Origin of the sequence: Shimia sp. MIT910701 (genome assembly GCF_047126315.1) — a bacterium.
In the GTDB taxonomy this organism is placed as follows: domain Bacteria; phylum Pseudomonadota; class Alphaproteobacteria; order Rhodobacterales; family Rhodobacteraceae; genus Shimia.
Window position 1 is genome coordinate 3,948,846 of record NZ_CP138953.1, and the last position, 25,820, is coordinate 3,974,665.

28 protein-coding genes and 2 riboswitches are annotated in these 25,820 nt (G+C 55.2%); of the genes, 15 read left to right on the plus strand and 13 right to left on the minus strand.

All coding sequences use genetic code 11. The annotated features are described in order from the left end of the window. Positions 1-86: 86 nt before the first annotated feature. Positions 87-1,220 carry a cobalamin-independent methionine synthase II family protein gene (locus SIB38_RS19235; protein ID WP_294119340.1) on the minus strand — a complete coding sequence of 378 codons (1,134 nt, stop codon included), beginning with the start codon at positions 1,218-1,220 and terminating at the stop codon, positions 87-89. Between the two features lie 770 nt (positions 1,221-1,990). Beyond that, positions 1,991-2,674, minus strand: a complete 684-nt coding sequence (locus SIB38_RS19240) for an ArsR/SmtB family transcription factor (RefSeq protein WP_412550846.1) — start codon at positions 2,672-2,674, stop codon at positions 1,991-1,993. Positions 2,675-2,748: 74 nt separating this feature from the next. Here SIB38_RS19240 and SIB38_RS19245 point away from each other — a divergent pair, with 74 nt between their 5' ends. From SIB38_RS19245 to SIB38_RS19260, 4 genes are all read left to right on the plus strand, one after another. Then, complete coding sequence (locus SIB38_RS19245; protein ID WP_412550847.1) at positions 2,749-3,072, plus strand: NIPSNAP family protein; 324 nt, start codon at positions 2,749-2,751, stop codon at positions 3,070-3,072. Then, complete coding sequence (locus SIB38_RS19250) at positions 3,069-3,413, plus strand: antibiotic biosynthesis monooxygenase family protein (RefSeq protein ID WP_412550848.1); 345 nt, start codon at positions 3,069-3,071, stop codon at positions 3,411-3,413. Before SIB38_RS19245 ends, SIB38_RS19250 begins: the two co-directional genes overlap by 4 nt. Then, positions 3,410-4,027, plus strand: coding sequence for a LysE family translocator (locus SIB38_RS19255; RefSeq protein WP_412550849.1), 618 nt, complete (start codon positions 3,410-3,412; stop codon positions 4,025-4,027). Before SIB38_RS19250 ends, SIB38_RS19255 begins: the two co-directional genes overlap by 4 nt. An 811-nt stretch (positions 4,028-4,838) precedes the next feature. Further along, entirely contained in the window at positions 4,839-6,110 is a 1,272-nt protein-coding gene (locus SIB38_RS19260) for a tyrosine-type recombinase/integrase (RefSeq protein WP_412550850.1), read from the plus strand. Here the strand turns inward: SIB38_RS19260 and SIB38_RS19265 are convergent. After that, positions 6,092-6,274, minus strand: a complete 183-nt coding sequence (locus SIB38_RS19265; protein WP_294116518.1) for a hypothetical protein — start codon at positions 6,272-6,274, stop codon at positions 6,092-6,094. The genes SIB38_RS19260 and SIB38_RS19265 overlap by 19 nt on opposite strands. 233 nt (positions 6,275-6,507) lie before the next feature. Here SIB38_RS19265 and SIB38_RS19270 point away from each other — a divergent pair, with 233 nt between their 5' ends. The 6 genes from SIB38_RS19270 (at position 6,508) to SIB38_RS19295 (ending at position 11,825) form a co-directional block, all read left to right on the plus strand. After that, a complete protein-coding gene (locus tag SIB38_RS19270; protein ID WP_412550851.1) occupies positions 6,508-6,909 on the plus strand; it encodes an XRE family transcriptional regulator in 402 nt (133 codons plus the stop codon). Between the two features lie 513 nt (positions 6,910-7,422). After that, positions 7,423-7,615: riboswitch (cobalamin riboswitch) on the plus strand. A 79-nt stretch (positions 7,616-7,694) separates the two neighbouring features. Beyond that, entirely contained in the window at positions 7,695-7,919 is a 225-nt protein-coding gene (nrdH, locus tag SIB38_RS19275) for a glutaredoxin-like protein NrdH (protein ID WP_412550852.1), read from the plus strand. A 1-nt stretch (position 7,920) separates the two neighbouring features. Further along, entirely contained in the window at positions 7,921-8,349 is a 429-nt protein-coding gene (gene nrdI, locus SIB38_RS19280; protein ID WP_412550853.1) for a class Ib ribonucleoside-diphosphate reductase assembly flavoprotein NrdI, read from the plus strand. Beyond that, positions 8,331-10,454, plus strand: coding sequence for a class 1b ribonucleoside-diphosphate reductase subunit alpha (gene nrdE, locus SIB38_RS19285; RefSeq protein ID WP_412550854.1), 2,124 nt, complete (start codon positions 8,331-8,333; stop codon positions 10,452-10,454). The genes nrdI and nrdE overlap by 19 nt, the downstream gene beginning before the upstream one ends. Before the next feature lie 13 nt (positions 10,455-10,467). After that, a complete protein-coding gene (nrdF, locus tag SIB38_RS19290) occupies positions 10,468-11,439 on the plus strand; it encodes a class 1b ribonucleoside-diphosphate reductase subunit beta (RefSeq protein ID WP_412550855.1) in 972 nt (323 codons plus the stop codon). Further along, a complete protein-coding gene (locus tag SIB38_RS19295) occupies positions 11,439-11,825 on the plus strand; it encodes a hypothetical protein (RefSeq protein ID WP_412550856.1) in 387 nt (128 codons plus the stop codon). Before nrdF ends, SIB38_RS19295 begins: the two co-directional genes overlap by 1 nt. A gap of 35 nt (positions 11,826-11,860) precedes the next feature. On the opposite strand, the gene SIB38_RS19300 is transcribed toward SIB38_RS19295, so the two are convergent. Together SIB38_RS19300 and SIB38_RS19305 are read right to left on the minus strand one after the other, a co-directional pair. Further along, a complete protein-coding gene (locus SIB38_RS19300) occupies positions 11,861-12,946 on the minus strand; it encodes a 2Fe-2S iron-sulfur cluster-binding protein (protein ID WP_412550857.1) in 1,086 nt (361 codons plus the stop codon). A gap of 5 nt (positions 12,947-12,951) precedes the next feature. After that, positions 12,952-14,175, minus strand: a complete 1,224-nt coding sequence (locus tag SIB38_RS19305) for an aromatic ring-hydroxylating oxygenase subunit alpha (protein WP_412550858.1) — start codon at positions 14,173-14,175, stop codon at positions 12,952-12,954. A gap of 109 nt (positions 14,176-14,284) precedes the next feature. Then, a riboswitch (cobalamin riboswitch) is annotated at positions 14,285-14,493 on the minus strand. A 393-nt stretch (positions 14,494-14,886) separates the two neighbouring features. Between SIB38_RS19305 and SIB38_RS19310 the strand changes: the two genes are divergently transcribed. The 4 genes from SIB38_RS19310 to hisI all read left to right on the plus strand — a co-directional run bounded on the left by SIB38_RS19310 (position 14,887) and on the right by hisI (position 17,950). After that, positions 14,887-15,948: a CobW family GTP-binding protein gene (locus SIB38_RS19310; protein ID WP_412550859.1), complete on the plus strand. Its 1,062-nt coding sequence runs from the start codon at positions 14,887-14,889 to the stop codon at positions 15,946-15,948. Positions 15,949-16,016: 68 nt separating this feature from the next. Continuing rightward, positions 16,017-16,637: a DUF1007 family protein gene (locus SIB38_RS19315; RefSeq protein WP_412552067.1), complete on the plus strand. Its 621-nt coding sequence runs from the start codon at positions 16,017-16,019 to the stop codon at positions 16,635-16,637. Then, positions 16,625-17,542 (plus strand): nickel/cobalt transporter, encoded by a 918-nt coding sequence (locus SIB38_RS19320; protein WP_412550860.1) that lies wholly within the window; start codon positions 16,625-16,627, stop codon positions 17,540-17,542. Before SIB38_RS19315 ends, SIB38_RS19320 begins: the two co-directional genes overlap by 13 nt. A 39-nt stretch (positions 17,543-17,581) precedes the next feature. Further along, entirely contained in the window at positions 17,582-17,950 is a 369-nt protein-coding gene (gene hisI / locus SIB38_RS19325; RefSeq protein WP_412550861.1) for a phosphoribosyl-AMP cyclohydrolase, read from the plus strand. Between the two features lie 58 nt (positions 17,951-18,008). Here the strand turns inward: hisI and SIB38_RS19330 are convergent, their stop codons facing one another. Genes SIB38_RS19330 through SIB38_RS19365 form a run of 8 tightly spaced genes read right to left on the minus strand, consistent with a single transcriptional unit; the run spans position 18,009 to position 24,556 of the window. Beyond that, the gene (locus SIB38_RS19330) at positions 18,009-18,641 is read right to left on the minus strand and encodes a DUF1826 domain-containing protein (RefSeq protein ID WP_412550862.1); all 633 of its coding nucleotides are present in this window, start codon (positions 18,639-18,641) and stop codon (positions 18,009-18,011) included. After that, a complete protein-coding gene (locus SIB38_RS19335; RefSeq protein WP_412550863.1) occupies positions 18,638-19,852 on the minus strand; it encodes a GTP-binding protein in 1,215 nt (404 codons plus the stop codon). The genes SIB38_RS19330 and SIB38_RS19335 overlap by 4 nt, the downstream gene beginning before the upstream one ends. After that, on the minus strand, positions 19,849-20,937 hold the full coding sequence (locus tag SIB38_RS19340; RefSeq protein WP_412550864.1) for a CobW family GTP-binding protein: 1,089 nt from the start codon (positions 20,935-20,937) through the stop codon (positions 19,849-19,851). Before SIB38_RS19340 ends, SIB38_RS19335 begins: the two co-directional genes overlap by 4 nt. Continuing rightward, positions 20,938-22,407 (minus strand): metal ABC transporter solute-binding protein, Zn/Mn family, encoded by a 1,470-nt coding sequence (locus SIB38_RS19345; RefSeq protein WP_412550865.1) that lies wholly within the window; start codon positions 22,405-22,407, stop codon positions 20,938-20,940. 13 nt (positions 22,408-22,420) lie between these two features. After that, positions 22,421-23,290, minus strand: a complete 870-nt coding sequence (locus tag SIB38_RS19350) for a metal ABC transporter permease (protein WP_294116537.1) — start codon at positions 23,288-23,290, stop codon at positions 22,421-22,423. After that, entirely contained in the window at positions 23,287-24,030 is a 744-nt protein-coding gene (gene aztA / locus SIB38_RS19355) for a zinc ABC transporter ATP-binding protein AztA (RefSeq protein WP_412550866.1), read from the minus strand. Before aztA ends, SIB38_RS19350 begins: the two co-directional genes overlap by 4 nt. Continuing rightward, a complete protein-coding gene (locus SIB38_RS19360) occupies positions 24,027-24,155 on the minus strand; it encodes a hypothetical protein (RefSeq protein ID WP_412550867.1) in 129 nt (42 codons plus the stop codon). The genes aztA and SIB38_RS19360 overlap by 4 nt, the downstream gene beginning before the upstream one ends. After that, positions 24,155-24,556, minus strand: coding sequence for a transcriptional repressor (locus SIB38_RS19365; RefSeq protein ID WP_412550868.1), 402 nt, complete (start codon positions 24,554-24,556; stop codon positions 24,155-24,157). Before SIB38_RS19365 ends, SIB38_RS19360 begins: the two co-directional genes overlap by 1 nt. A gap of 351 nt (positions 24,557-24,907) precedes the next feature. On the opposite strand from SIB38_RS19365, the gene SIB38_RS19370 reads away from it, so the two are divergent. After that, positions 24,908-25,099 carry a hypothetical protein gene (locus SIB38_RS19370; protein WP_412550869.1) on the plus strand — a complete coding sequence of 64 codons (192 nt, stop codon included), beginning with the start codon at positions 24,908-24,910 and terminating at the stop codon, positions 25,097-25,099. Positions 25,100-25,820: the final 721 nt, after the last annotated feature.

The following is a 25,820-nucleotide window of genomic DNA, read 5'->3' on the forward strand; positions in this document are numbered from 1 at the left end:
CGGCCTAGGCGGGATCAGTGCTGGAACCGACGTAATTTGTCCAAACCACGCAAGTCCGCAAAATACCAAGCCGGGCGGATCTGTTGTTAGACGGGCTCAGCGACCTTCAGCGAAGCGCCCTCGGCCATGGCTCCAAGCTTTGCATAAGCAATCTCGGGGTCTACCGCGCCGTACCCTGCAAAGGTTCCAAACCCGCAGTCGCTACAAGCAATTACACGATCTTCGCCAACGATATCAGTGAAACGGGCCAACCGATCCGCGACAAGCTCGGGGTGCTCGACGAAGTTAGTCGTCGTGTCGATAACACCTGGCAGCAGAACTTTGTCTTCCGGTATCTCGTCCTTGCGGGCGCGGAAAACCTTCCACTCGTGACCATGGCGCGGATTGGCATTCTCAAATGAGAGATACTTGGCGTCGATGGACATCAACGTGCTGAACACTTTGTCCATCGCAAGGTCCAACACATGCGGGCCTTCATAGTTCCCCCAACAGGCGTGTACGCGGACCTTTTCGCGTGGGACATCGCGCAACGCATGGTTCATCACCTCGACGTTCACCTTGGCAATCTTGATGAATTCATCATCGGAGAGCTCCGAGAAGAGCATCTGCCTGGAGAGAGCTAGGTCTGGGCAATCTAGTTGGACATCCAATCCTGCGGCCACAATCGTTTCGTATTCGGCCTTCAAGGCGTCGGCCAACGCTTCAAGATACGCCTCGCGAGACGGGTAATGTTGGTTGGGCAAAAACAATGCGACCACGCCAGGAGAAGCCGCATTCATGAACCCACGCTTAACGCCATGTTTCTCCATGGCAGCCTTGAGGTTTGCGATGTCCTTATTTAGGTCGTCATGCCCCATAGACATGATCTCACCTGTGCATTGCGGGCGAGAATAGGTGGCCGTACCACCGCTCTTTGAAAGCCGTTCCATATAGCTGGGGAAGAGCTTGAGATCTGCGGGCGCATTGCGCGGGCTGTCCCCGGAAAACCCTGTGTAACGATCTTTGACGTAGGTTGAGTACGAGATCTTCGAAGCTTCGCCGTCACTGACAATGTCGACGCCAGCCTCGACTTGGCGGCGCACGTTTTCATCGACCGCCTTGGTCATCGTCGCATCAAACTGCGCTTGGTCGTATGTTTCTCCGCGCTCTCTAGCGAACAAGAAATCCACGACTTCTTGAGTTCGTGGAAGTGACCCGACGTGCGTGGTGAGAAGTGGCATAGATTTGGTGCTTCCTTTTTACTTGAATTGGGCAAAGCGAATGACTGATACAGCCTCGAGCTTGGTCTGATTATTTCAATACGTAGATCGCTTTGCAAAGCACAATCGGTGAATTCTTTGAAGGCGTGTTTAGCATAGCAGTAAGAAAGGTGCTACAAGCGCATACGGACGCTGCGCGAGCGAAGGGCTAAAGTGCAAGGTCGGGTTTGTCCCGCGTTGCATACCTTTGAGCAACGCGCAGCCAACTTCCGGAATCTGCCCACCTTTGGGTTTGGACTGGAACCAGCAACGATGCGGATCACGTCTGCTTCGGGCTGGGAGCGGGCATCCGGCAGTTTCATCTCTAATCACTGACCAAGAGGTCCACCTCGGCCAGGCGCCGACGGCAGCATTGCGCAGGAAGCTGACTTTGCAAAGTTCGCCTTTCGGCCCACTACTGTCGCTAGCGGGAAGCCAAAACGCTGCATTGCAATTTTCCTAAAGCTGCCGTTGGCGCTCGGGTGCAGCATTTTGGCGAGTTATAGGTCGGCAGTGCGAGACAAAGCGGCCTAATGCAGCTGCGGCTATTGCTGGCGCAGCATTTCCTCGCACTCTCAGCAGGTGGTCCTCTGCATTGCTGCAATTGTCGTCAGACCGGCTATTCGCAGGCATGATTTCGAGCGGAGCCGTTACCGTACTTTCGCTGCAGCTGACACGGAAACCACAGACGCGGACAAAGTGAGTTTTCACTGCGCCCGCACCAATGCCCGGTTCCCGATTTTCAAATAAGTTCAATCAACAGAAAATAGTTTCTCAAATTCTTTGGTTCCATTTGCCGAGAACGAAACCACGCGCGTTTTCTGATCGCGTCTGGCCCACGACAGATCTTCAAACCGGCTAAGGAACGCGCGGCCAAGACTCCCCGCTAGATGTGACCTGCGCTCACTCCAATCCAAACATTCTCGGCAAAGAGGTGATTTGCTTTTGCGTAAATCCGCCAGATCAATTCCGAGGTCTGTCACAAAAGCTTGGCCGGAACGTGTTAGCTTTAGATCGTCCCCGTCGAGGATCAGATGGTCCTGCGCGATCAGGCTGTCGAACATCTGCGTGCCCATATCACCCGCAAGATGATTGTAGCAGACGCGTGCCCGCCGCAACTCAGCATCTTTCGGTCCGGTGCGCTTGCGCAGATGTCCTGATCCTGCGGCCAAACCCATCAAACCTTCCAGAACATGCGCAACTTCGTCGTTGGCGAGAGAAAAATACTTGTGCCGCCCCTGTTTACGAGGTCGCAGCAGACCGCCTCCATCGAGCTTCGACAGATGGGAGCTGGCTGTCTGAATGGTGACGCCCGCTTCCTCTGCCAATTCGCTCACGGTCAGGGCCTTCCCGCTCATCAGCGCGGTTAGCATGTTGGCACGGGCAGGATCACCGATCAGAGCGGCGACATGAGCGATATCAGGACCTTCTTTCATAGTTCGACCATAATCGAAGCATCTCTTTGCTGCAATCCAGTAGACCGTAGAAAACGTACCGAGAGGATTCCACCATGTTGACCTGTATCATTCGCTACCAAATCGACCCTACCAAGAAGGCACAGTTTGAAGAATATTCCCGCAATTGGGGCGAAGCGATCCCGCGATGTGGCGCGGACCTGATCGGCTATTACGCCCCCCATGAAGGGTCATCGACGCTGGCTTACGGCATCTACAATGTGGAAAGCCTTGCCGACTATGAAGCCTATCGGGCGCGCCTATCTGCGGATCCGTTGGGCCGCGAGAACTACGAGTTCGCCCAGAAAGAGAAGTTTCTGCTCCGCGAGGATCGGACATGGCTCAAGCTCGCGTCAGCCCCGCATGGACGTGGCGCATGATCGCGGTGATTTTCGAAGTCGAACCAGCCGAGGGGTGCAAGGGTGATTATCTCGACATCGCCGCCGAGATGAGACCGTTGTTGAATGAGATCGAGGGGTTCATCTCGGTCGAGAGATTTCAGAGCTTTACCGATCCGCGCAAGGTGCTTTCCCTGTCGTTTTTCGAAGACGAGGACGCAATCGCACGCTGGCGCACTCTGAGCGCGCATCGCGAGGCGCAGACGAAGGGGCGAAGCGGCGTATTCAACGATTATCGGCTGCGCATCGCACGCGTCATCCGCGATTACGGCATGTTTGATCGCGCGCAATCCCCAGAGGACAGCCAAAAGGCCCACTCATGATTTCACTTATTTTTACAGCATGGGCTGCCCTCGCCACGGCGGCGATCTCGCCTGGACCAAACCTCGTTGCCGTTGCATCGCGCGGTCTTGGTTCGGGCAGGAGCGCTGCATTGGTTGTTGCGGCGGGCTTAGCCTGCGGTGCGTTTCTATGGTCATTTCTAACAGCCGTAGGACTTGGAACTTTATTTGATGCTTATCCGGCCCTCCTGCACATCATGGGCCTATTCGGTGGAGCATACCTTCTGTGGCTTGGCTTCAAAGGATGGCGCGCTGCGCTAACCGGAAAAGGCGGACAGATCGCGCCCATCAAGGGGCGCGGGGTGTGGCACGACTTTTTACATGGTCTGACGGTCACATCTACCAACCCCAAGGTTGCTCTACTTTGGGCATCGCTTTCGACGCTCGTCGGGCCCGCAATCACCGACTGGACACTTCTTTTGATGTTCACAACAGGATCGACAATCATCATCTTTGCAATCTATGGAACCTATGGCTGCTTGTTCTCCACAGGCCGCGCACGAGGCCTATATCAGCAATTCCAAAAGACCAGTGAAGCGCTCTTTGGCACTTTGTTCGGGGCACTTGGCATATTCATGATGAAAACAGCACTATAGTAACCAGACCTTAGTGCGCGGTGCAGCATCCGGCAAAATGGGCTCATAGGCGCCGTTTGCTGCAAGACACTCTAATGGCTGCTTTGGGCCGGTCACGTCTTCGGGCCTGGCTGGCCGCTGCGACTTTGCAAAGGGCGCTATCTGCGCAAAACGGATACTCGGTGCGATCGAGCTGCAATCGCAGCGAAGTGGCGCTTCTTCCGCGACGCGGACTTTAACGGTCGTGCCAGTGCTGCATCGCGTGTGAAGGACGGCTTTGAGGAAGTCGCACCGCAGCGACAGTTGTACCAATGAACAGCAGGTCTGGGGCGAAAAGGCAGAAAGCGCTGCGATATATGGCAGTCTACGCACTTCCTGCCTTTTCCATCGAAGCTCTAGAAAGATCATGGACGCTCATTCTTATTAAGAATGGGCGGAATCCCTATTAGGATTCATGCGGCAATGGACTGAGAATATGCAGCTTGTAGTTTGGATGAAGTGCTACCTTGTGCTTGGCTCTATTTGCGAGGGAAGCGATTGTCCGCTTCAAGCCAGCCACAACATAACTCCCGACACAATTAAACTCAACGTGGTATGAAATGTGGTATTTCGCCATAACTATTTCTTTTAGTGACACAATAACAAACACTTAACGGAATTGTAAATCAGCCTTCGTCTCCGCCATTACCCATCATTCCGGCCTAGCGGCAACCCGCTGTTTTTTCAAAGAATCTATCTATACACTCAAGACTACGCCAACCTTGAGATCTATTTTGCTATACAAATCGCTGTACATTCTACTTTACATCGACTGATCAGTGGCGAGGTGACAATGGCGATTAAACGCCGAGGTAAGAAGTTATCCCTCTATAGGAGGGTTCCCAAAAGGTATGAATTGGTCGAACCACGCAGGTTCATCTGGCAGTCATTGCACACGGACAGCATGTCCGAGGCTGAGGTGAAGGCAGGTCCCGCGTGGGAGCAGCTTTTGGCCGGGTGGGAGGCCAAGCTAGCCGGTGACACCTCTGATGCCGAGCAGCGCTTTGGAGCGGCTCGAGAACTCGCAGAGGCGCGCAGCTTCCGCTACATGCGCGTAGACAGGGTCGCCAAACTACCTACTGACGAGCTTCTGGATCGGATCGACGCCATTCCGGCGGGCAAGGGTAAGCCAGATCTCCGGGAGGCAGCTGCGCTGCTCGGAGGCGCCAAGGAGCCCGCGATCAATATTACACGCGCTCTAGAGCTCTACTGGGACCTGGCCCGACAGAAGACCTTGGGTAAGAGCGATGACCAGGTCCGCAAGTGGCAGAACCCTCGAAAGAAGGCCATTAAGACCTTCGTCACTGTCGTGGGCGACAAGCCCATATCCGAGATCACTGGCGATGATATGCTTGATTTCCGCACTTGGTGGCTAGACAGGATCGAAAACGAAGGCCTTTCTCCTGGCAGCGCCAACAAAGACCTCATTCATCTCGGCGACGTTCTGAAGACCGTAAACAAGATGAAGCGTTTGAACCTAATTCTCCCTCTGTCTGATCTTAGTTTTAAAGAGGGAGAAGCCGAGCCTCGACCGCCGTTTTCGGACGCCTGGATAAAGGAAAAAATCTTGGAGGCCGGAGCCCTGGACGGGCTGAACGAGGACGCACGCTGCATCCTGCTGGCCATGATAAACACAGGCGCCCGACCCAGCGAGCTAGCAGCCTTAACAGCCCCTCAGATAAGCTTAGACGGTAACGTGCCGCACATTTCCATCGAGCCGGCGGTGCGCCAGCTCAAGACCGCCAACGCTCGGCGCGTGATACCGCTCTGTGGCATCAGCCTAGAAGCAATGCGCGCGCGTCCGGACGGCTTCACACGCTACAGGGACAGCTCCGCCAGCCTGTCGGCGACCGTGAACAAGTTCCTGCGCGAGAACGGCCTGATGGAGACACCAAAGCATACGCTCTATGGACTGAGGCACAGCTTCGAGGACCGCATGTTGGCGGCAGGAGTTGATGAGCGCATCCGACGTGATCTCATGGGGCACGCGCTCGATCGCGAAAGATATGGCAAAGGGGCGAGCCTAGCGCACCTGCTCCGGCTCATTCAGGCGACCGCTTTGTAGCGTTCGGCGATGGCCTTGGCCCTCTGGATTGCGTCATCCCGTTTTTCGAAAAAGGAAATTTCGCGTTCGATCCGCTCGAAGACCGGCAGGTAAACCGGGTCCTCGATAACCAAGGCAGCCGTTTTGCTGTATGCGGCTTTCAGTTTCTCCAGATCAACGCTCATGCTTCTGCTATAGCAACGAGCCGACGGGATGCAGAAAACTCCGGAAAATTTCTCGACTTGTTTCGGTTGTGTCACACCCCTTCGATGCACGGGCGGCAGGGCAGCGTTTGCGTGCAATACCTAGTCTTGATCATTCCCAAATTATTAAAACGCTCCCGCCACACATCCCCATCCATGCCCTCGCTACAATGAACATGTGCAGCATGTGCTGCGTTACTTTTGAGAAAATAGCGATGACAAAGAAACCCCACGAAAACACTCAGATGGCAAAGTATGTTGAGCGCCGAGTTCTTGAACTGAAACCAACTAAGAGCCAAGCCAAGATCGCCGAAGAAGCCGGATACACGAATCCTAACATGATTACTATGATCAAGCTGGGCAGCACGAAAGTTGCCTTGGATAGAGTGCCTTCCCTTGCTATTGCCCTGGACTGCGATCCGGCATTTTTGATGTGCCTTGCACTAGAACAAGCCATCGGCAAAACGGCGGCTGAAGCTGTACTTGAAATCTTCGGCGAGCCGGTCACTTCGAATGAAATGGGATGGCTAAAGGCGATACGAGATGCGTCGAAAAACAGCGACCCGCGAATAACCAGAAGATCCCACGCAACACTTCGAGCGATATTTGGGAGGTAGGTGGAATGTGCGAGACGCAAAACGTTCTGACCCGCAACGAGCGTACCTGGCTGCTCTTATCTCGGGAAATAAGTTGTCAAAGCGACCCTGTTCTCTCATTGCAAATTGTCCAACTCTTACGACAGCTTTGCAGGGAGCAATTAAGGAGGAACAGATGCTCTGGAGAAACGGCTTTCGTGTGTCATTGAAGGTCACATCTGGCCCAACGTGGTATTTGAAGTATCGCTCAGCCAAAGCGGACACAACAATCCTGCACCTTGGATGGTGAACGAGTATTCGCTGCGAACAGCTTGAAAGCCCGCTTTGGCATGAAAAGTCGCCCCTCGCTATCGACGCGAAATGACCGCATCTCCTGGGCGAAAAACCATTGTCGTGGTTTCACAATCATAGGGTTTCGGACGCTAAGCCGCTCTAAACTGATCGAAAGTCAATACCAGATACACTTCGTGTTGCCGGCTCCAAAAAACACATGTCAACTTAAATCTATATATTGACGATGATCCCTTGGGGTACTCTATATAGTGTTGCTTCGGTTCCTTCGATTCTGGTCGAGGGCTAAGAGGGAAGCCGGTGAAAATCCGGCACTGCCCCCGCAACTGTTAGCGGTGAGCAAGGTTGATCACGCCACTGAAAGCTTGTCTTTCGGGAAGGCCAGCCAAGCATAGATCCGCAAGTCAGGAGACCTGCCGTCAGCGCAAAAAAAGACCACGAACGGAGGGTTCGGGGGCGTGCCACGGAAGTTGCCGGGCACTGCGTCCTCGACTTTGACAACAGAAAGAGGACAGATGAGCATCATCGTTTATTCCAAACCCGCTTGCGTACAATGCACTGCCACCACCCGTGCGCTGGATGCAAAGGGCATCAGCTATGACGTGGTGGATTTGACCGACGACACCACCGCGCTGACCCGCGTGACTGAGATGGGCTATCGCCAAGCACCGGTAGTGGAAGCCAACGGAGAACATTGGTCTGGGTTTCGTCCGGACATGATTGCCCGCTTGGCCTCCTAAAGTGGCGGGCCGATCTCCGGCACTTGTCTATTTTTCGTCCGCTTCAGGCAACACGCATCGTTTTGTGACGCGGCTCGGTTGGGCTGCGTCACGTATCGCTGTGGAGCCGGATGCGCCGCTGCCAATGGTGGATGCGCCTTTTGTTTTGCTGTGTCCGACCTATGCGGATGGCCAGGGCCGAGGCGCGGTGCCCAAACAGGTGATCCGGTTTCTCAATGACCCGGCGCGGCGCAAGCACATTTGCGGCGTGATCGGCACAGGCAATCGAAACTTCGGTGCGACCTACGCGCTTGCGGGCCGCATCATCTCTGAAAAATGCAACGTGCCGCTGCTCTACACTTTGGAACTGGCAGGCACCGACACAGATATCGCCCGCGTGACAGACGGGCTGCAAAAATTGGGGGACAACCTATGCTCGACAGTGAGCTGAGCACTTTGGATTATCACGCGCTGAACGCGATGCTGAACCTTTATGACGGGGATGGCAAAATCCGCTTTGACGCGGATCGCATGGCGGCGCGGCAGTATTTCCTGCAGCACGTCAACCAAAATACGGTGTTTTTCCACTCATTAGATGAAAAGCTCGGCTACCTCGTGAGCGAAGGCTACTATGAAGAGGCCGTGCTGGATCAGTACTCCAAAAACTTCATGCGCAAGATTTGGGATGAAGCTTATGCGAAGAAATTCCGCTTCCCAACCTTCCTTGGTGCGTTCAAATATTACACCTCGTACACGCTCAAAACCCGGGATGGGCAGCGGTTCCTGGAGCGCTATGAAGACCGTGTTGTGATGACTGCCCTGACGCTGGCGCGCGGTGATGAAGATCTCGCGATGTCCTTTATGGAGGAAATCCTCGAAGGCCGTTTCCAGCCCGCGACACCAACTTTCCTGAACGCCGGCAAAGCCTCGCGTGGGGAGCTGATTTCCTGCTTCCTGCTGCGTCTGGAAGACAACATGGAAAGCATCGGACGTGGCATCAACTCCGCGCTGCAGCTGTCTAAGCGTGGGGGCGGTGTGGCGCTTTTGCTGACCAACATCCGCGAACATGGCGCGCCGATCAAAGGCATCGAAAACCAATCCTCAGGTGTGATCCCGGTGATGAAGCTGCTCGAAGACAGCTTCTCCTATGCCAACCAGCTTGGCGCACGTCAGGGCGCCGGCGCGGTATATCTGAACGCGCATCACCCTGACATCATGCGGTTTCTGGACACCAAGCGTGAAAATGCGGACGAGAAAATCCGCATCAAAACCCTGTCGCTTGGCGTGGTGATCCCGGACATCACCTTTGAGTTGGCCAAGAAAAACGCCGACATGTATCTGTTCTCTCCGCATGACGTGGAGAAGGTTTATGGTGTGCCGTTTTCTGAAATCTCGGTCACCGAAAAATATGAGGAAATGGTCGATGACAAGCGCATTCGCAAATCCAAAGTCAATGCGCGCGAGTTCTTCCAGACCATCGCCGAAATCCAGTTTGAAAGCGGCTACCCCTATGTGATGTTTGAGGACACAGTGAACCGGATGAACCCGATTGCAGGCCGGATCAACATGTCCAACCTGTGTTCCGAAATCCTGCAGGTGAATGAGGCGTCTGAGTTCAACGATGATCTTGGCTATGCCAAAATGGGCAGCGATATCTCCTGTAACCTTGGCTCGCTGAACATCGCTAAGACCATGGATGGCAACGACCTTGGCCGCACCGTTGGGGCTGCGATCCGTGCGCTGACCGCGGTGTCGGAAATGTCGGCTATCGACTCTGTGCCGTCCGTACGCAAAGGCAATGATGACAGCCATGCCATTGGCCTTGGTCAAATGAACCTGCACGGCTATCTCGCGCGTGAGCGGGTGCACTATGGCAGCACCGAAGGCGTGGAGTTCACGTCGGTCTATTTTGCCGCTGTGGCCTATCACGCGATCCGCACGTCCTGTGACCTTGCCCAGGAACGCGGCGCAAGCTTCAAAGGCTTTGAGGCGTCCGATTATGCTTCCGGTGTCTTCTTTGACAAATACACAGACCGCGATTGGCTGCCGGAAAGTGACACAGTGAAGGCGCTGTTTGACGGCGTTGATCTTCCGACGCGGGAGGATTGGGCGGCTTTAAAAGCGGATGTGATGAAGCACGGCTTGTTCAATCGCAACCTTCAGGCGGTGCCGCCCACCGGCTCGATCTCCTACATCAACAACTCGACCTCCTCGATCCACCCAATCGTGTCCAAGGTCGAAATCCGCAAAGAGGGCAAGATCGGCCGCGTCTATTACCCTGCGGCCTATATGAACAACGACAATCTCGACTATTACCGCGATGCCTATGAGATTGGCCCGGAAGCGCTGATCGATACATATGCGGCGGCCACGGAACATGTGGATCAGGGCCTGTCGCTGACGCTGTTCTTCCCAGCAGAGGCCACCACACGAGACATCAACCGCGCACAGATTTACGCGTGGAAAAAAGGCATCAAAACAATCTACTACGTGCGCCTGCGCCAGGATGCCCTTGAGGGCACAGAGGTTCAGGGCTGCGTTTCCTGCTCGCTGTGAACGGAGAGAGGCCATGAAAGATATGCTAGACACCAAGATCACCCGCGCCATCAATTGGAACCGGATGGAGGATGAGAAGGACCTTGAGGTCTGGAACCGACTGACGGTCAACTTCTGGCTGCCCGAGAAAGTGCCGCTGTCCAACGACATTCCAAGCTGGGCAACCCTGACGGACCATGAGAAGCAATTGACCATCCGCGTCTTCACCGGCTTGACGTTGCTCGACACGATCCAGAACACCGTAGGTGCACCGTCGCTGATGCCCGACGCGGTGACGCCGCACGAAGAGGCTGTGCTGACGAACATCGCTTTTATGGAAGCCGTCCATGCGCGTAGTTATTCGTCGATTTTCTCGACGTTGTGCTCGACCAAAGAGATCGACGAAGCCTTTCGCTGGTCCGAAGAAAACCCGCACCTGCAAGCCAAGGCGCGCTCCATTTTGGACACCTACGCGCCGGGCAATGACCCGCTGAAACGCAAGATCGCCAGTGTGTTTCTGGAGAGCTTCCTGTTCTATTCGGGATTTTATCTGCCGATGTACTGGTCCAGCCGCGCAAAGCTAACCAACACCGCGGACCTGATCCGTCTGATCATTCGGGATGAGGCCGTGCATGGCTACTACATCGGTTATAAGTTTCAGCGCGGTTATGAGAAGCTGTCTGATGACAAACAGCAAGAGTTGAAAGACTACGCCTTCAACCTGATGTTTGAGCTGTACGGCATCGAAAACGAATACACCGAAGAGCTTTATGACGGCATCGGACTGACCGAGGATGTGAAAGTCTTCTTGCACTACAACGCGAACAAAGCCCTGCAAAACCTCGGCTTTGAGGCACTCTTCCCACCAGAAGTGTCGGAGGTGAACCCCGCGATCCTTGCCGCGCTCAGCCCGGACAGCGAGAACCACGACTTCTTCTCTGGGTCTGGTTCGTCCTATGTGATTGGCAAGGCAGTGGCGACCGAAGACGAAGACTGGGACTTTTGATGGCCCGAGACACGCTGACTATTGTGCGAGAATGGCATGAGGCGTTCGGGGTGCCGGTTGAGGCCGCCCCATCGATCCCGCAATCTCGGGCGCAAATGCGGCTGGCGATCCTCGAAGAAGAGGTTGCTGAGCTGCGCGCGGCGGTTGAAACAGGTGATATGGTCGAAACCCTCGACGCGCTTTGCGACATCCAATACGTGTTGGATGGCACCTTCCTCGAATTTGGCCTGCACGGCGTAAAGCAGGACGCCTTGGAAGAGGTGCATGCTTCCAACATGTCCAAACTTGGCGCGGATGGAAGGCCAGTGCTGCGAGAAGATGGCAAGGTATTGAAGGGGCCGGATTTCCGACCACCAGATTTGCAGAAGTTTCTGCCGCGTACATAAAAACAGAGGCCGTCGCTTCAGCCCCTTTCTTGTTTTCAAACGTCGACCGAGACTTTGCCGATTGGGTTTGAACAGCAGGCGAGAATATAGCCAGCCTCAATGTCATCCTCGGATATCCCGCCATTGTGCACCATGTGCACCTCTCCGGCTGTCTTCTTGACCTTGCAGGTGCCGCACACCCCAAAGGTACAGCCTGACGGGATGTTTAAACCTGCAGCGCGGGCAGCAATCAGCACGGTGTCAGTTTCCGCCACTTTGGCCGTAACGCCTGATGTGGCAAAGTGGATTTCCGCCATCGCATCATCGTCGGGCACAACATCATCCAACGCGGGGTGTTCCGCGACGCTTTCCACAGGCGCGCCGAAGCTTTCCTGATGATAGCGATCCATGTCAAAGCCGAGACCAGCCAAGGCCTCTCGCACAGCGGTCATAAATGGTTCAGGGCCGCAGCAATACACCTCCCGCTCCAGATAGTCCGGCGCCATCAGACCGAGCATCAGCTGATTGAACAGGCCCTGATAACCGGTCCATGGACGATAGGGATCGGGTTCTTCCACAACAAACTTTAGATCTAGCCCCGGTGAACGGCTTGCCATCTGTTCCAATCGCTGACGGAATATGATCTCAGACGGACGTTTGGCGCAGTTGATGAAAACGATGTCCAAATCGCGCCCTTCGTCCCACATGCAAGTGGTCATCGACATCATCGGGGTGATGCCCGAGCCTGCCGACAGAAACAGGAATTTGTCGGATGTGCTTTGAGCGTTGGTGAAAAGCCCCGCCGGACCAATCGCCCGCAGTCGCATGCCGGGCTTGAGGTTGTCCAGCATCCAGCGCGTGCCCATGCTATCGGACTGCGCCTTGGCGGTAATGGTGATGGATCGAGGGCGCGAGGGCGCTGAGCTGATCGTATAGGTGCGACGTACCACGCCGCCTGGCTGGTCCGGCGCCGGGATCTCTAACGTCAGGAATTGACCCGAGTCATAGGCAAAGAGGGCTCCGGAGGGCGCGCGGAAGGTGAAGCTGGCGGTGTCGGCCATTTCGGGTACCACCGACACGCATTCCAGCATCTCGCCATCATCCCAGATGGCAGGGGCGGTTGCAGGGGTAAGTTCGTTCATAACCGTCACTCCGCCGCCATAACATCAGGGGACAGGCGCGCAGCCAATGTGGCGCAGTACCAATCCACAAATTGCAACACGCCCGTTTCCTGTATTGGCGAGTAAGGACCGGGCACATAAGCCGGGCTGTTGATGCCCTGCTGATTGTCCTCAACCACCTGTCGGTCTTCGTCGTTGGTGGCGTCCCAGACTTCGGTAAGGCGTTTGAGATCATAGTCGACACCTTCCACTGCGTCCTTATGGACAAGCCATTTGGTCGTGACTTCGGTCTCCGTCGGGCTGATCGGGGTCACGCGGAAAACGATGGAGTGATCCGCAAGAAAGTGGTTCCAGGTTGTTGGGTAATGGAATTTGAGCAGCGAACCTGCGTCGGCAAACGGCGACCGCCCCAACCACCGGCGCACAGCGGATTTGCCATCTAAGGTGTAGCTTTCCGCCCCTTCCTTGAGCGGCATACGGGCGAGGCGGTATTGGCCGTCGTCGCTGAGGTGAAACTGCGATGGCAAGCCAACGGCTTCGCACCGCTCAAAATGCGCTTGAAGCGCTGCTGGCGTCTCACCAGCCTCGATACCCGTTACCGCTGGGTCGTCCGGGAATGTACGGCACAATGCCGGATGGTTGCCGCCACAGTGATAGCATTCGCGGTTGTTTTCCCACACCAGCTTCCAGTTGCCCTTCTCAATGATGCTGCTTTCGTGCACGACTTTGGCGTTTGCAAGGTCATGAGCCGCCAAATAAGGGCGAGCGACATCGGCAAAAACGTCGAAATCGGGTGCTTGATCGGCAAGGCAGATGTAAACAAGACCAGCAAGCTCTCGGCAATGCACCGGCTTCAAGCCGTGTTGGGTAGGGTCAAAATCTGCACCCATGTCGCGCGCCCAAAGGAGCGAGCCGTCCAGTTCATAAGTCCATTGATGGTAGGGGCAGACCAGCTTGGGCGCGTGGCCTTTGTGGGCTTTGCAAATCACCGAGCCGCGATGGCGGCAGGTGTTGTGAAACGCGCAGATCTGATTGTCGCTGCCCCGCACTAGGATCACATTGAAGGCGCCCACCTTGTAGGTCACATAGCTGCCCGGTTTTTCGAGTTCACAGGCGGCAATGGCAAACAACCACTCCCGATAGTAAATGGTTTCAAGATCTGTCTGAAAGACGTCCTGGTCCGCATAAAACGCCTGTTCCAGTGCATAGCCCGGCACACGCCGCGCCAACAACTCTATTGTTGAGGTCATTTGTGGCTCTCCTGCCGCACCCCGCGGCCTTGCTTGGGCGGAAGACAGGAGGACATTGGCGGAGAGCTTGAGGAGGCCAACCGACACACGTGCCCCCACTGCCACCCGCAGTTTGACATAGACGCAAGGCTGGTTTCCGGACTTGGAAGGAACTTTCGCTCGGTTCTGGCACCTTCCCGGGCTCCTCGACCCAGTGGCTGATTGCCGTCACCTAACCTTCGTTACCGTTGCGGGGGCAGTGCCGGAATTACACCGGCTTCCCAATTCTCTGCCGGTCGTTGTTGTCGAAGCGGCAGCACCTTACACGGAAACGATAGATCTTGTCATCGTATGCGATTGATCGCAAACGACATCTGAAGACTCAAATGCGGAACACTAACTTAGCTTAACGCACAATTGGTGCTTCGGTCGTAGGCACTTCGATCCTCCATTGCGATACGAAAGGAACCCAACCATTCGGTGTATGGTTGGTAAGCGATCTTTCGCTGCATCTTTTGCTATCGACAGCTTTTGTTCAGAGTTGCCCATGATCAAAGGTGGAAAACCAACTCTCCCGCTCTGTCTTTCAACGTAGACACCTTGATAAGACATCGGCCATGTCTTGAATAATGTTATATCATAACATACTAAATTACTCCGACTGATCGACCCTTCAGGTTGACTGCCTAAAGGCAGCTTTTTTGACGACTACCACTTTGACAGGAGTCAGCTATGCCCGCCACACGCGTCCCCGTCACCCTGCTCACGGGCTTTTTAGGGGCTGGTAAAACGACCCTTTTGAATGCGCTTCTGGCTCATCAGGAGAACGGCCGGATAGCAGTAATTGTGAACGAGTTTGGCGAAGCTGGACTGGATCATGATCTGATTGAAACTGCCAAAGATGATGTTGTTTTGATGCAGTCTGGCTGTTTGTGTTGCACTGTGCGTGGAGAGTTGTCCGACACCATGGCGGGGTTGATTGCGCGGCGGGATGCGGGCGAGTTTGCGTTTGATCGCGTTGTCATTGAAACGACAGGGCTGGCAGAACCGGGGCCAATTTTGCAAACGCTTTTGGTGGATCGCTCTTTGGCGCAGATCACAAGAATGGATGGGGTTGTGACGCTGGTGGACGCCGCAAACGGCGGTGCCACGTTGGATGCTCAGTTTGAGGCTGTGTCGCAGGCAGCGATTGCCGATCTCATCATTCTAAGCAAGACAGACTTGGTTCCGTCGGAAGAGGTCATTGTTCTGGAGGAACGGCTGCGCGGATTGAACCCGACGGCCAAGATCATTCATTCGGTACGTGGAAAAGGCATTGTGGATCAGCTCTGGGGGCTGAGTGGATTGCGTAAGGATGCCAAAAATACTGATGTGCTTGCTTGGACAACCGGCAGAAAGCCAAAAGCAGATCCGCTGGTCAATCTGTCTGGGTTTGCGCCGGCTGCGCAGCCGACAAACGCGTTTTCTCCACATGACTCCCGGATCGGTTCGGCCTCGATTGTGCTGGACGAACCCTTAATAGACGCGGCATTTGACAAGTGGCTGGATACGCTGATCGCTTTGCGTGGCAACGATATTTTGCGCGTCAAAGGCATCGTGTTTCTCCAAGGCATCGACGCGCCCTTTGTGTTTCACGGCGTGCAAAACATCTTTGATCCGCCAGTGCAGATGAAAGATTGGCCCAAAGACGACCGTCGCACTCGCATCGTGGTGATTGGTCGAGATATTTCTGAGAAAGAGCTGGCTTACAGCTTCAACATGCTGACAGCCGTCCCAAAACCGGTGAACGCGTGAAACGGACAATTTCGAAGTCTCGTTTTTGGGCAGCGGTCCGGCATGTAGCGCCTGTCATTGCCTTGACGGTGTTCACTCTGAGCAGCGCCAATGCAGTACGGGCCCACCCACATGTGTTTATTGACGGCGGCGTCGACTTTCACCTGTCCGAAAACGACACGCTCAAAGCTCTGCGTGTGACGTGGCTCTATGATGCGTTTGAAACGCTCTACATGTTGTCGTCACACGACATGTCGTTGACGCAAGACGGCGTGCTGAGCGAAGACGACCGCGTGGCGCTTACAGATCGGTTGAGCAACTGGCCGGATGACTTTGACGGATCTGCGCACCTGACCGTGAACGGTCAGGCCGTCAATTTGGCATGGCCAAGCGGCTTGGATGTGCAAATAATCGATGGACGCCTCCGTCTCACCTTCTTGCGCGGCCTTGAACCCCCTTTGCCGCTCAAGGATGCCGACGTTGAGGTCGCGTTTTATGAATCAACCTATTTTTTCGATTTTTCGATCACCAAAACGCCCGAAGTGATCGCCAACAAAGATAATTGCCGGGCCACCGTCATATCGTTTGAACCCAACAGGCATGACCCATTGCTCAAGGCTTTGGCGAAACTCAGCCGCGAAGAAACACCAACAGAGGCCAATGTAGGCGCAAATTTTGCTGACAGGATCTATTTGAGATGCGGACAATAGCTGTATTGGCCATACTTGCGCTTCTCTTTGGCGGTGCGCTTATGGTCATTGATTTTGATGCCATCGCGCAATGGGCCGCGACGGAGCAGCGTGGATTTCAAAACGGCATGGCTGATGCCATTCGCGCCCTTCGCATGGGGCAGACAGAAGCGCTTTTGGCCTTGTTTGCAGGCGCGGCTGCCTACGGTTTTTTCCATGCAGTCGGGCCTGGTCATGGCAAGGCGTTGATTGGTGGTGTCGGATTAGGCACCCAAGTGTCCGCGTCTCGCTTGCTGTTGCTTTCGGTGGCGTCCAGTTTGGCGCAATCCCTCTGGGCCATTGTTTTGGTCTACGGCGGCTTTTGGATCTTGGAAGTCTCAGCAAATCATATGACGGCCCTCGCCGAAGATTTTCTGGCGCCGTTGAGCTATCTTGCCATCGCGTCTGTGGGCGCGCTTTTGGTGTGGCGTGGCGCACGGTCCCTGCCGCAGGCCACGGCCCAACATCACGATGCCGATCACCACCATCATAATCACGATCACCATTCCGATCACGATCATTCAGACTGTGGCTGTCACGCACACGGGCCATCCCCCTCGCAAGTGGCGCAGCTGAGCAGCCTTCGAGAGACCGTCGCCTTGATCACGAGCATTGCGATACGCCCTTGCACGGGCGCCATCTTCCTGTTGGTCATAGCCTGGCAAATGGATCTTCATTTGGCCGGAGTTTTGGCAGTCTTGGTTATGGGACTCGGCACCGCCTCCTTCACCGGGTTGGTGGCTGTGTCCAGCGTGGCAGCCCGCACGGCCGCCTTGGCCTCAGCAGATAACTTCAAAGCGGCAGGTGTAGCCTTTGCAGGCTTGCAAGTCCTCACCGGACTAGTGGTGATTTGGATGAGCCTGTCGCTCCTACGCTACACACTCTGATTTTGCCGGCGCGCCGCGCTGGCCCAAAAGGACAACGAGATGACGACCTTCAATATTGAAGACCTAAAGTTTGATGATCGCGGGTTGATCCCGGCGATTGCCCAAGAAGCGGAGACCGGCGAGGTCTTGATGATGGCTTGGATGAATGCGGAGTCGATCCGCGAAACCATTGAGACAGGGCGAGTGGTGTATTGGTCGCGCTCGCGTGCAAACCTCTGGCGTAAAGGTGACACGTCCGGACACATTCAGCGTTTGGTGGACCTGCGGTTTGACTGTGACAGGGACTGTATTTTGCTGATGGTCGAGCAAGTGGGCGCGGCCTGTCACACCTTCCGCAAAAGCTGCTTCTACACGGCTGTGCGAAACTACGCCGAAGTGGAATTGATGAAGCCAATGGCCAACGTCTGAACAAGAGCCTGCCCTTCTGGATCAAAGGGCAGGCTTTTTTACGCGGCAATCAAATGCGTTAGTACGCATCTTCCACATCAAAAATCGGGTCCAGCACAAGCAACAACCGGGTTTCCCCTGTGCCTTCAATAGGAGGGGACCGATGCAGCAGGCCAGCGCTTGGAGTTTCTGGCCAAAGCGTGCCGCGCAACACAATTGGGTTGCCCGTCTGCACCGTGCCAAAGAACGCCGGATCGCTTCGATCGGGCGAGTTGCCGTATTGTGTGCCAGTGCCCCGATAGGTGCAGACCAAACGAGACTTTACCGCATCGATATGAAACTTACGACAGGCGTTTGTTGTCACCACATCGAGCCGCAAGCGTAGGTAGGGTGCGTTTGCGGTGGCCGCGAAAGTTTCTGCCAGATGTGCGATATCCGCGATCAAGGCGTCCCGTTCACCACAGTCTGGCGTGCCTGCTTGTTGGCAAGCCAGTTCGGCCTCGGCTGCAATTTGCGCAGGTGTGACAACCACACGTGTTTTGGGAAGCTGACTTGGTGGCAACACCGCCAACCACGCGGCAAAATTTGGTGCATCTCTTTCCCAAACCACGGCCGCACATCCAGCATCTTTGATGGCGGATAGCCCTTCAACCCTGTCCGAAAAGCCAACGCCAACAATCGTGTCTGTTTCAATGTCCAGAAGTTGGATCATGCGACATCCTCGACGCGGCGCCAACCTGGGAACGGATCTGGCAGATCAAGCGGCAAGTCATTTGGTCCAGAAGCCGCTACAACTGGAAGTAGACAGGCATCCAGCTTGGCCTTGATGGCATCCCAATCGATACCGGACCCAATGAACACCAGCTCTTGCCGCCGGTCGCCCCAAGGCTCCACCCAATGCTGATCGAGATAGGACTGCGCTGACCCATGATCTGGCCAGCGTTCCCTAGGCACGGTCGCCCACCAGGTGCCGATGGGCTGAACGCCGGAAAGCGCGCCAGCCAGGGAATACTCAGCGACCCATTCGGGACGCGTCGCAATCCAGAAGTGCCCTTTGGCGCGAATGACACCGGGCAATGCGCCGTTCAAAACCGCGTGGATTTTTTCGGGAATAAAGGGTTGGCGCGCGCGGTAGACAAAGCTGCCAACACCGTACTCTTCAGTTTCTGGCACGTGGTCGGCAAAACCATAGAGTTCTTTCGCCCACATCGGATGCTCGTGTGCTTTGTCAAAGTCGAACAGTCCGGTGTCCAAAATCTTGCCCGCCGCGACACGGGAATGGTTGGTTTCAATAATCTCCGTGTCGGCATTCAGGCTGCGGATAATCTTGCGCGCGGCATCGACTTGTTCCGGCGTGGCGTCCGCGACTTTGTTCAGGATGACAACATCTGCGAACTCCATTTGATCCGTCAGGAGATGTACCAACGTGCGCTCGTCTTCCTCGCCCATCACTTCGCCGCGGTCACGTAGGAAATCGTGGCTGGAAAAATCCTTCAGCAAGTTCACTGCGTCGACCACAGTGACCATCGTGTCCAGCCGCGCCACATCGGACAGGCTTTTGCCAAACTCGTCGCGGAACTCAAACGTGGCCGCCACTGGCAACGGTTCCGAAACTCCGGTGGATTCAATCAATAGGTAGTCAAAACGCCCTTCTGAGGCGAGGCGACGCACCTCTTCCAGCAGGTCATCGCGGAGCGTGCAGCAGATACATCCGTTGGACATTTCCACCAAAGTTTCATCGGTGCGGCTCAACTCTGTGTCGGCGCGTACAAGGTCCGCGTCGATGTTCACCTCGGACATGTCGTTGACGATGACGGCCACGCGCCGGCCCTCGCGGTTATTTAAGACGCGATTGAGAAGCGTAGTTTTTCCGGCGCCGAGAAAGCCGGAAAGCACAGTTACGGGAAGACGCGTGTCGGTCATTGGATTTCCTGCTGCGTATCATTGAAGGGAGAGAGTTCTGGCGGTTTGCTGCGCAACACTTGAAGGCTGCGCTCCAATCGGCTTTGTGGGATGTCACGGGCAATGACGACAATGCGCGAGCGGCGATCCTCGCTTGGCCAATCAGGGAGCAGTTTGGGCGGATCAAAGACGTGCTGCACGCCGTGAAAAACCTGCGGCTCCTCTTGGGATTCCAAAAACACAATGCCCTTGATGCGGAGAATGTCGTTGCCCCGCATGCCGATAAGTGAGTTCAGCCAACCATGGAAAACGTCATCGAAGATGGGAACATCCAGAATGATAGAGGCGGAGCTTATGCGCCCATCATGCTGGTTTAGCGACGCGGTCGTTGGAGCGCTTGGCGCAAGGCCTGAAAGGTTTTCGAGTGGGTCTTGCTTATGGGGTGTGCCAACTGCCCAAGTCACAACATCTGACGTTGGCGCATTCGGCTGTGACACGCTCAATCCCCAAATTTGACCGGCGACGCCCTGTCCTTTAACGATGGGGATAATCCGCGCCCGCGGGTTGAGCGCGGCAAGCCTGTTTTGGAACTGTTCTGTTTCGGCTTCCGTTGTCAGATCGGTTTTGCTCAGCACGATCAGATCGGCCATGGCGGCTTGTGAAACCGCCTCAAACTGAGCGTCCAACGTTGCCGGGCCATTCACAACATCGGCAACGGTGACAACCCCATCCATGCGCGTGTAGCGGGCCAAAAAGGGATCTGCGACCAAAGTTTGCAAGATTGGTCCTGGATCGGCCAATCCGGTGGTTTCGATCACCACGCGGTCAAAAGCGATCTCCTCTTGTGCACGTCGTTGCAACAGATGTGCCATGGTCTTGGCGAGATCGCCCCGGATCGAACAACATAGGCACCCCGAACTCATCAGCACGATTTCTTCGCTGCTTTCGGTGATCAAATCGTGATCGAGCCCGGCCTCACCGAACTCATTCACAATGACGGCCACGCGCCCCGATGAACTGTCCGCCAGCACGGCGTTGAGCAAGGTTGTCTTGCCCGCGCCGAGGAAGCCGGTGAGCAGTGTGACTGGGACGCGCGACTCTTCCATTTAGGAGCCCAAGGCCTGGGACAGGGTCACCACGTTGTGGCGCATCATGTCCAAATAGGTGGCGGCGGGACCATCCTCGCCAGACAGCGCATCCGAATAGAGCGTGCCGCCAATTACAGCATTGGTCTCATTGGCGATCTGTTTCAGCAAGCGGTCATCGGTGATGGATTCCACAAACACCGCGTTAATGCCTTCCTCACGGATTTGCTCAATCAGCTTTGCAACATCCGCGGCGGAGGCCTCGCTCTCGGTGCTCAGACCTTGAGGCGCCTCAAACCGAATGTTGTAGGATTGTGCGAAGTATCCAAAAGCGTCATGCGGCGTCACCACGGTGCGCTGCTCAGCAGGCAAAGCGCCGATAGAGGCTTCAATCTCAGCTTCCAATGCTTCAAGCTCAGCGACATACGCGGCGCGGTTCGCTTCGAAGGCCGCTGCGTTCTCCGGGTCGGCTTTGGCAAGTGCTGCGGCGATGTTGTTTACGTAGATGACCGCGTTATCCACGCTCTGCCACGCGTGCGGATCAAAGGCGCCGTGGTTGTGGCCATGGTGATCGTCATGCCCCTCTTCGGCGTGGTCATCGTGATCGTCATGGTCATCATGCCCATGCGCGTGGTGATCACCTTCAGGCTCCTGTGCAATCGGCTCGACATCAGCGCCAGACGTGTCTTTGAAGAAATGCGCATCCGCTTCGAACTCGAACGGCATGTGCTCGGTAAAGAACGCGTAAGTGCCGTCTTCTGTGATCTCGACAGTGAACAGGGTGATGTCCTTGTCCGCGTCAAAGGTAAGCGCATAAGCCATATCAGCCGCAATCAGCGTGTCGCCGCCCATTTTGATGTCAGAGGCGTCCGCTTCGAGCAGGCCCTCAGCCGCTTCTTCAACAGCTTCAATGTCGCTCGCCGCCAACATGACCATCTTCATGGCGGGGTCAGCGTAGTCGCCGTCTACTTTGGCAAAGGACCACTGGTACGTGCCGGCCTTCAGGTCGAACAATCCGGCCCACTCAAACGCATGGGCGCCATGACCGTGTTCATCACCATGGTCATCGTGATCTGCGTGATCATCATGATCGTCGTGGCCATCATGTTCGTCGCCATGTTCATCGTGTTCATCAAAGGCAATGGCTTCGATGCCATCGGTAGCGACAACTTGCATGCCGCCAAAACCGGAGGATTCAACCAGTCGCTCCATCCAGCCTTCAAACTCAAGCCCGTTCACAAAAAGCACTTCCGCCCCGGCAACAGCACGCGCGTCTTGTGGTGTTGGCTGATACACATGCGCGTCACCATCGGCGCCAACGAGTGTTGTCAGCGCGATGTGCTCGCCACCAACTTGCGCGACCAAGTCACCAAGAATGGAGAACGACGCGACGACCGGCAGCGGTTCGTCCGCCCAAGCGGAGCCGGAGAATGGCAGCGACAGCGCGGTAACGGCGGCCGCTGAGCGCAGAATAGAGCGACGTGAAAACATGAGAGTTCCTTCGTTAGGTTTCAAATCGGCGGCGCGGCAGGGTCTGGGCGATCACGCCCCCCTCCGGGCCAAAAAACAGGGACAGCGTGTAGATCACCCCGGCGACAAGAATGATCGCGGGGCCGGACGGCAGGCTGTAGTGAAAGGACAAAAGCAAACCGGAAAGGCTTGACAGAAACGCGATGGCCGCAGCGGCGGCGATCAGGGTGCCAATACCCCCCGCCCAGAAACGGGCAGCGGCAGCAGGCAAGATCATGATACCAACGGCCATCAATGTGCCAAGCGCATGAAATCCGGCAACCAAGTTCATCACCACCAACATGAGGAAGGTGAAATGGGTTGCCGCGCTGAGTTTGCTGACAGAGCGCAAAAACTGCGGATCCGCGCATTCAAGCACCAACGGACGGTAGATCAACGCAAGGACCAAAAGCGACAGGCTTGCGAACGAGCACAGAAGCACGAGGGACGCATCATCCAACGCCAAAACTGTGCCAAACAGCACGTGCATCAAATCCACATTACTGCCGCGCGTCGAGACTATTAGAACGCCCAAAGCCAAAGAGATCAAATACAAGGCTGCCAAGCTGGCGTCTTCGCGCAGTGTGGTGAACCGCGCGACAAAACCTGATCCCAAAGCGACAACCATACCCGCGATCAAACCGCCAAGTGTCATTGCACCGAGCGACAGACCAGAGACCAAATACCCAATCGCGGCGCCCGGTAGGATGGCGTGTGACATCGCATCCCCGGTCAAACTCATGCGGCGCAACATCAGAAAGACACCAACAGGCGTGGCACCAACTGCGACAGCGACGCAGCCCAGCAGCGCGCGGCGCATGAACCCAAAGTCCGCGAATGGCGCCAAAAACAGATCCCAGATCATGCAGCGGACTTTCCACAGACATGAGGCGTGCTTGCACAGGCCTCACACATTTGCCGCGCTCGAAACTGATTTTCGGACGTTAGCACCGTCTCAGTTGGGCCGTGCGCAACAAGCTCACGGGCCAACATCAGAGTCTCGGGGAAGTGGGATCTCACGGTGGTGTCGTCGTGCAAAACCGCAAGAACCGTTCGGCCTTCTCCGTGCCAACGTTCGATGATGCCAATCAAGTCTGCCATTGTTTTCATATCAATAGCGGAAAAAGGTTCGTCTAAGAGCACCAGCTCTGCGTCCTGTAAAAGCAGACGCGCAAACAGGGCTCTTTGCATTTGTCCGCCGGAGAGAGAGCCAATGGCTCGGCTTTCAAACCCACGCAGTCCAACCGCGGCGATAGCTTGCTCAACCCGGCCACGCATCTTTCGGCCAACCTGGCCAAAAGCACCAATCTCACGCCACAGGCCCATCGCAACCAGATCCAACACCGAAATTGGAAAACTCCGGTCGATTTCAGATTGCTGCGGCAAATAGGCGATGTCATCCGCGCGCAGATTGGACACCTCGATATGCCCCTCAATCGGCGACAACGATCCAGTCAAGCCTTTCAGGAGTGTGGATTTTCCAGCGCCATTGGGACCAACGATGGCCGTCAAACTGCCTTGTTTGATCTCAGTATCAAGTTGCTGAACTGCAGGCAGGCGTTCATAGCCAAGTGTTAGGTTTTTGAAAGCAACCGACGTACTCATAATGCCCCCGGCGTGGTGGTGGCCCAGAAGAACCCCAGCCATAGCGCGACAATCACCCCTGCTGCGACGAGCAGTCGGGGGAGGACACCAACAAGCAGGATGCGCTGGATTTCAGCTTTCTCCATCAGGTACCGTCCTCTGTTTCCTTGCAGTCAGCACATAATCCGTGGACCTCAATCACGTGGTGATCCGCCGTAAAGCCGGCCTCGCCCAATGCAGAGGAAAGGTGCGAGAACACGGCCGGTGCATCGCGCTCATCTACGGATCCGCAATCGCCACAGATCGACATGATCGACGGATGATGATGACCATCATCGGAGCAAGCAACATAGGCATTGAGAGACTCAATCCTATGCACACTGCCTTTTTCCGTCAGAGACTTGAGTGCACGGTACACAGTGGTAGGGGCCATTTTCGGGCTTTCAGACCGCAACTCCTCCAGAACACCGTAAGCAGAAACGGGCTGATCACGTTGGCGAATGATCCCCAGCACTTTCTCTGCCCAAGTTTCATTTTTCTTGCTCACAGGCGGACCCTCAATAGACTCGCACCTGATATGTTATGTTATAACGTAATGCAAATAAATTTCGTTCACCTTAGCTTTCACTCCTCACAGCAAAAACCATCAAGCCTGCATTCTGACGGTTGCTGCGAGGTGCTTTGCGGGCATTCGATTGGAGAACGCAAAGTGTCAGCGTTGGGCCGATAGCGCATCAATACTTGTGTTGCATGTTGGCACTTCGCGTCAAAATCGGCATGCCCAAATCTATTTGGTGCTCTGTAAAATGGAGGCTGAATACAACGCTTAAGTAGGTTTGACCTCTACGGTGAGTTCGCGCCATGATACTTTGATCGCAAGAATGAAGGAGCATCGCACATGAATGAGACTAGACGGGCAGCCATTGATACAGCCACCAACGCCAGCTTGCGTACCTCAATCGCGGAAATGAACGTAATTCGGTCACAAGTTTTTGCACGCCGAGAGGTCTTTATGATGCTTTGCGGCGCCGCGTTTACTCTGGGGATGAATACGCTTGTTAAGTGGCTGATTGATCTGGGTTTGTTGTGAAAGAAGCAGAGGGAAGAATTGCAAAGGGCAAACACGTCGGAGGGAGTCATCATGTGCTGTCCGCACCATTCGGCTGTAGGATTTCCATCTTTGTGTGAGCGGCATTGAACTTTAGCTAAGAGCGCAATGAGCGCGATGGCATCTTTTGTGCGAATGGTTACTAGGAATGGCTCAGCGGAATTATGGCGCTGGGTCCCTATATGACTTGTCTGACGTTGACATTTGTTTACCTAATCCGCGCCTGATGTTTACATGAGTAATATAGTTGGAAACATGTGGGCCTCGAATTTGCGCCAATATCACCGAATTTCGCCGATTTCCGGTGGGCAATGTTGTCCCCATGTTGTCCTAATGTTCACATGAGAACCTAGAATTTAGATTTTTGGGGCAAAATGTAAACGTTGGGGTCGCAAAAAGCCCAATAAAACGAGGACAACCGCGTTTGACAAGTTGTCGGCTATCAGAACTTCGATGATTCAATTTCATTGGAAGTGGCAATCGAATGGATACCTCTCGGACTAAATCGCACTGCGCGAAGCACATTGCGGTGCCTGGCTGGCTTGGGCGTAGCAGAACTGTTAGATGTTTACGCCGCACGATCGTGCTCTGAGCGGCGGACCAATTCTATCGAGTTGGTAACTTTCCAACCGAGAGGTCAGATTATTACCATTCGTCCATAGGAGCCTTAAGGACCGAAGAAATGGACACATTGAATACCCAA

Excerpts from the sequence above, each read along its gene's own strand:
- SIB38_RS19235 (WP_294119340.1), bottom strand. The coding sequence starts at position 1,220 with ATGCCACTTCTCACCACGCACGTCGGGTCACTTCCACGAACTCAAGAA.
- SIB38_RS19240 (WP_412550846.1), bottom strand. The coding sequence starts at position 2,674 with ATGAAAGAAGGTCCTGATATCGCTCATGTCGCCGCTCTGATCGGTGAT.
- SIB38_RS19245 (WP_412550847.1), top strand. The coding sequence starts at position 2,749 with ATGTTGACCTGTATCATTCGCTACCAAATCGACCCTACCAAGAAGGCA.
- SIB38_RS19250 (WP_412550848.1), top strand. The coding sequence starts at position 3,069 with ATGATCGCGGTGATTTTCGAAGTCGAACCAGCCGAGGGGTGCAAGGGT.
- SIB38_RS19255 (WP_412550849.1), top strand. The coding sequence starts at position 3,410 with ATGATTTCACTTATTTTTACAGCATGGGCTGCCCTCGCCACGGCGGCG.
- SIB38_RS19260 (WP_412550850.1), top strand. The coding sequence starts at position 4,839 with ATGGCGATTAAACGCCGAGGTAAGAAGTTATCCCTCTATAGGAGGGTT.
- SIB38_RS19265 (WP_294116518.1), bottom strand. The coding sequence starts at position 6,274 with ATGAGCGTTGATCTGGAGAAACTGAAAGCCGCATACAGCAAAACGGCT.
- SIB38_RS19270 (WP_412550851.1), top strand. The coding sequence starts at position 6,508 with ATGACAAAGAAACCCCACGAAAACACTCAGATGGCAAAGTATGTTGAG.
- nrdH (WP_412550852.1), top strand. The coding sequence starts at position 7,695 with ATGAGCATCATCGTTTATTCCAAACCCGCTTGCGTACAATGCACTGCC.
- nrdE (WP_412550854.1), top strand. The coding sequence starts at position 8,331 with ATGCTCGACAGTGAGCTGAGCACTTTGGATTATCACGCGCTGAACGCG.
- nrdF (WP_412550855.1), top strand. The coding sequence starts at position 10,468 with ATGAAAGATATGCTAGACACCAAGATCACCCGCGCCATCAATTGGAAC.
- SIB38_RS19295 (WP_412550856.1), top strand. The coding sequence starts at position 11,439 with ATGGCCCGAGACACGCTGACTATTGTGCGAGAATGGCATGAGGCGTTC.
- SIB38_RS19300 (WP_412550857.1), bottom strand. The coding sequence starts at position 12,946 with ATGAACGAACTTACCCCTGCAACCGCCCCTGCCATCTGGGATGATGGC.
- SIB38_RS19305 (WP_412550858.1), bottom strand. The coding sequence starts at position 14,175 with ATGACCTCAACAATAGAGTTGTTGGCGCGGCGTGTGCCGGGCTATGCA.
- SIB38_RS19310 (WP_412550859.1), top strand. The coding sequence starts at position 14,887 with ATGCCCGCCACACGCGTCCCCGTCACCCTGCTCACGGGCTTTTTAGGG.
- SIB38_RS19320 (WP_412550860.1), top strand. The coding sequence starts at position 16,625 with ATGCGGACAATAGCTGTATTGGCCATACTTGCGCTTCTCTTTGGCGGT.
- hisI (WP_412550861.1), top strand. The coding sequence starts at position 17,582 with ATGACGACCTTCAATATTGAAGACCTAAAGTTTGATGATCGCGGGTTG.
- SIB38_RS19330 (WP_412550862.1), bottom strand. The coding sequence starts at position 18,641 with ATGATCCAACTTCTGGACATTGAAACAGACACGATTGTTGGCGTTGGC.
- SIB38_RS19335 (WP_412550863.1), bottom strand. The coding sequence starts at position 19,852 with ATGACCGACACGCGTCTTCCCGTAACTGTGCTTTCCGGCTTTCTCGGC.
- SIB38_RS19340 (WP_412550864.1), bottom strand. The coding sequence starts at position 20,937 with ATGGAAGAGTCGCGCGTCCCAGTCACACTGCTCACCGGCTTCCTCGGC.
- SIB38_RS19345 (WP_412550865.1), bottom strand. The coding sequence starts at position 22,407 with ATGTTTTCACGTCGCTCTATTCTGCGCTCAGCGGCCGCCGTTACCGCG.
- SIB38_RS19350 (WP_294116537.1), bottom strand. The coding sequence starts at position 23,290 with ATGATCTGGGATCTGTTTTTGGCGCCATTCGCGGACTTTGGGTTCATG.
- aztA (WP_412550866.1), bottom strand. The coding sequence starts at position 24,030 with ATGAGTACGTCGGTTGCTTTCAAAAACCTAACACTTGGCTATGAACGC.
- SIB38_RS19360 (WP_412550867.1), bottom strand. The coding sequence starts at position 24,155 with ATGGAGAAAGCTGAAATCCAGCGCATCCTGCTTGTTGGTGTCCTCCCC.
- SIB38_RS19370 (WP_412550869.1), top strand. The coding sequence starts at position 24,908 with ATGAATGAGACTAGACGGGCAGCCATTGATACAGCCACCAACGCCAGC.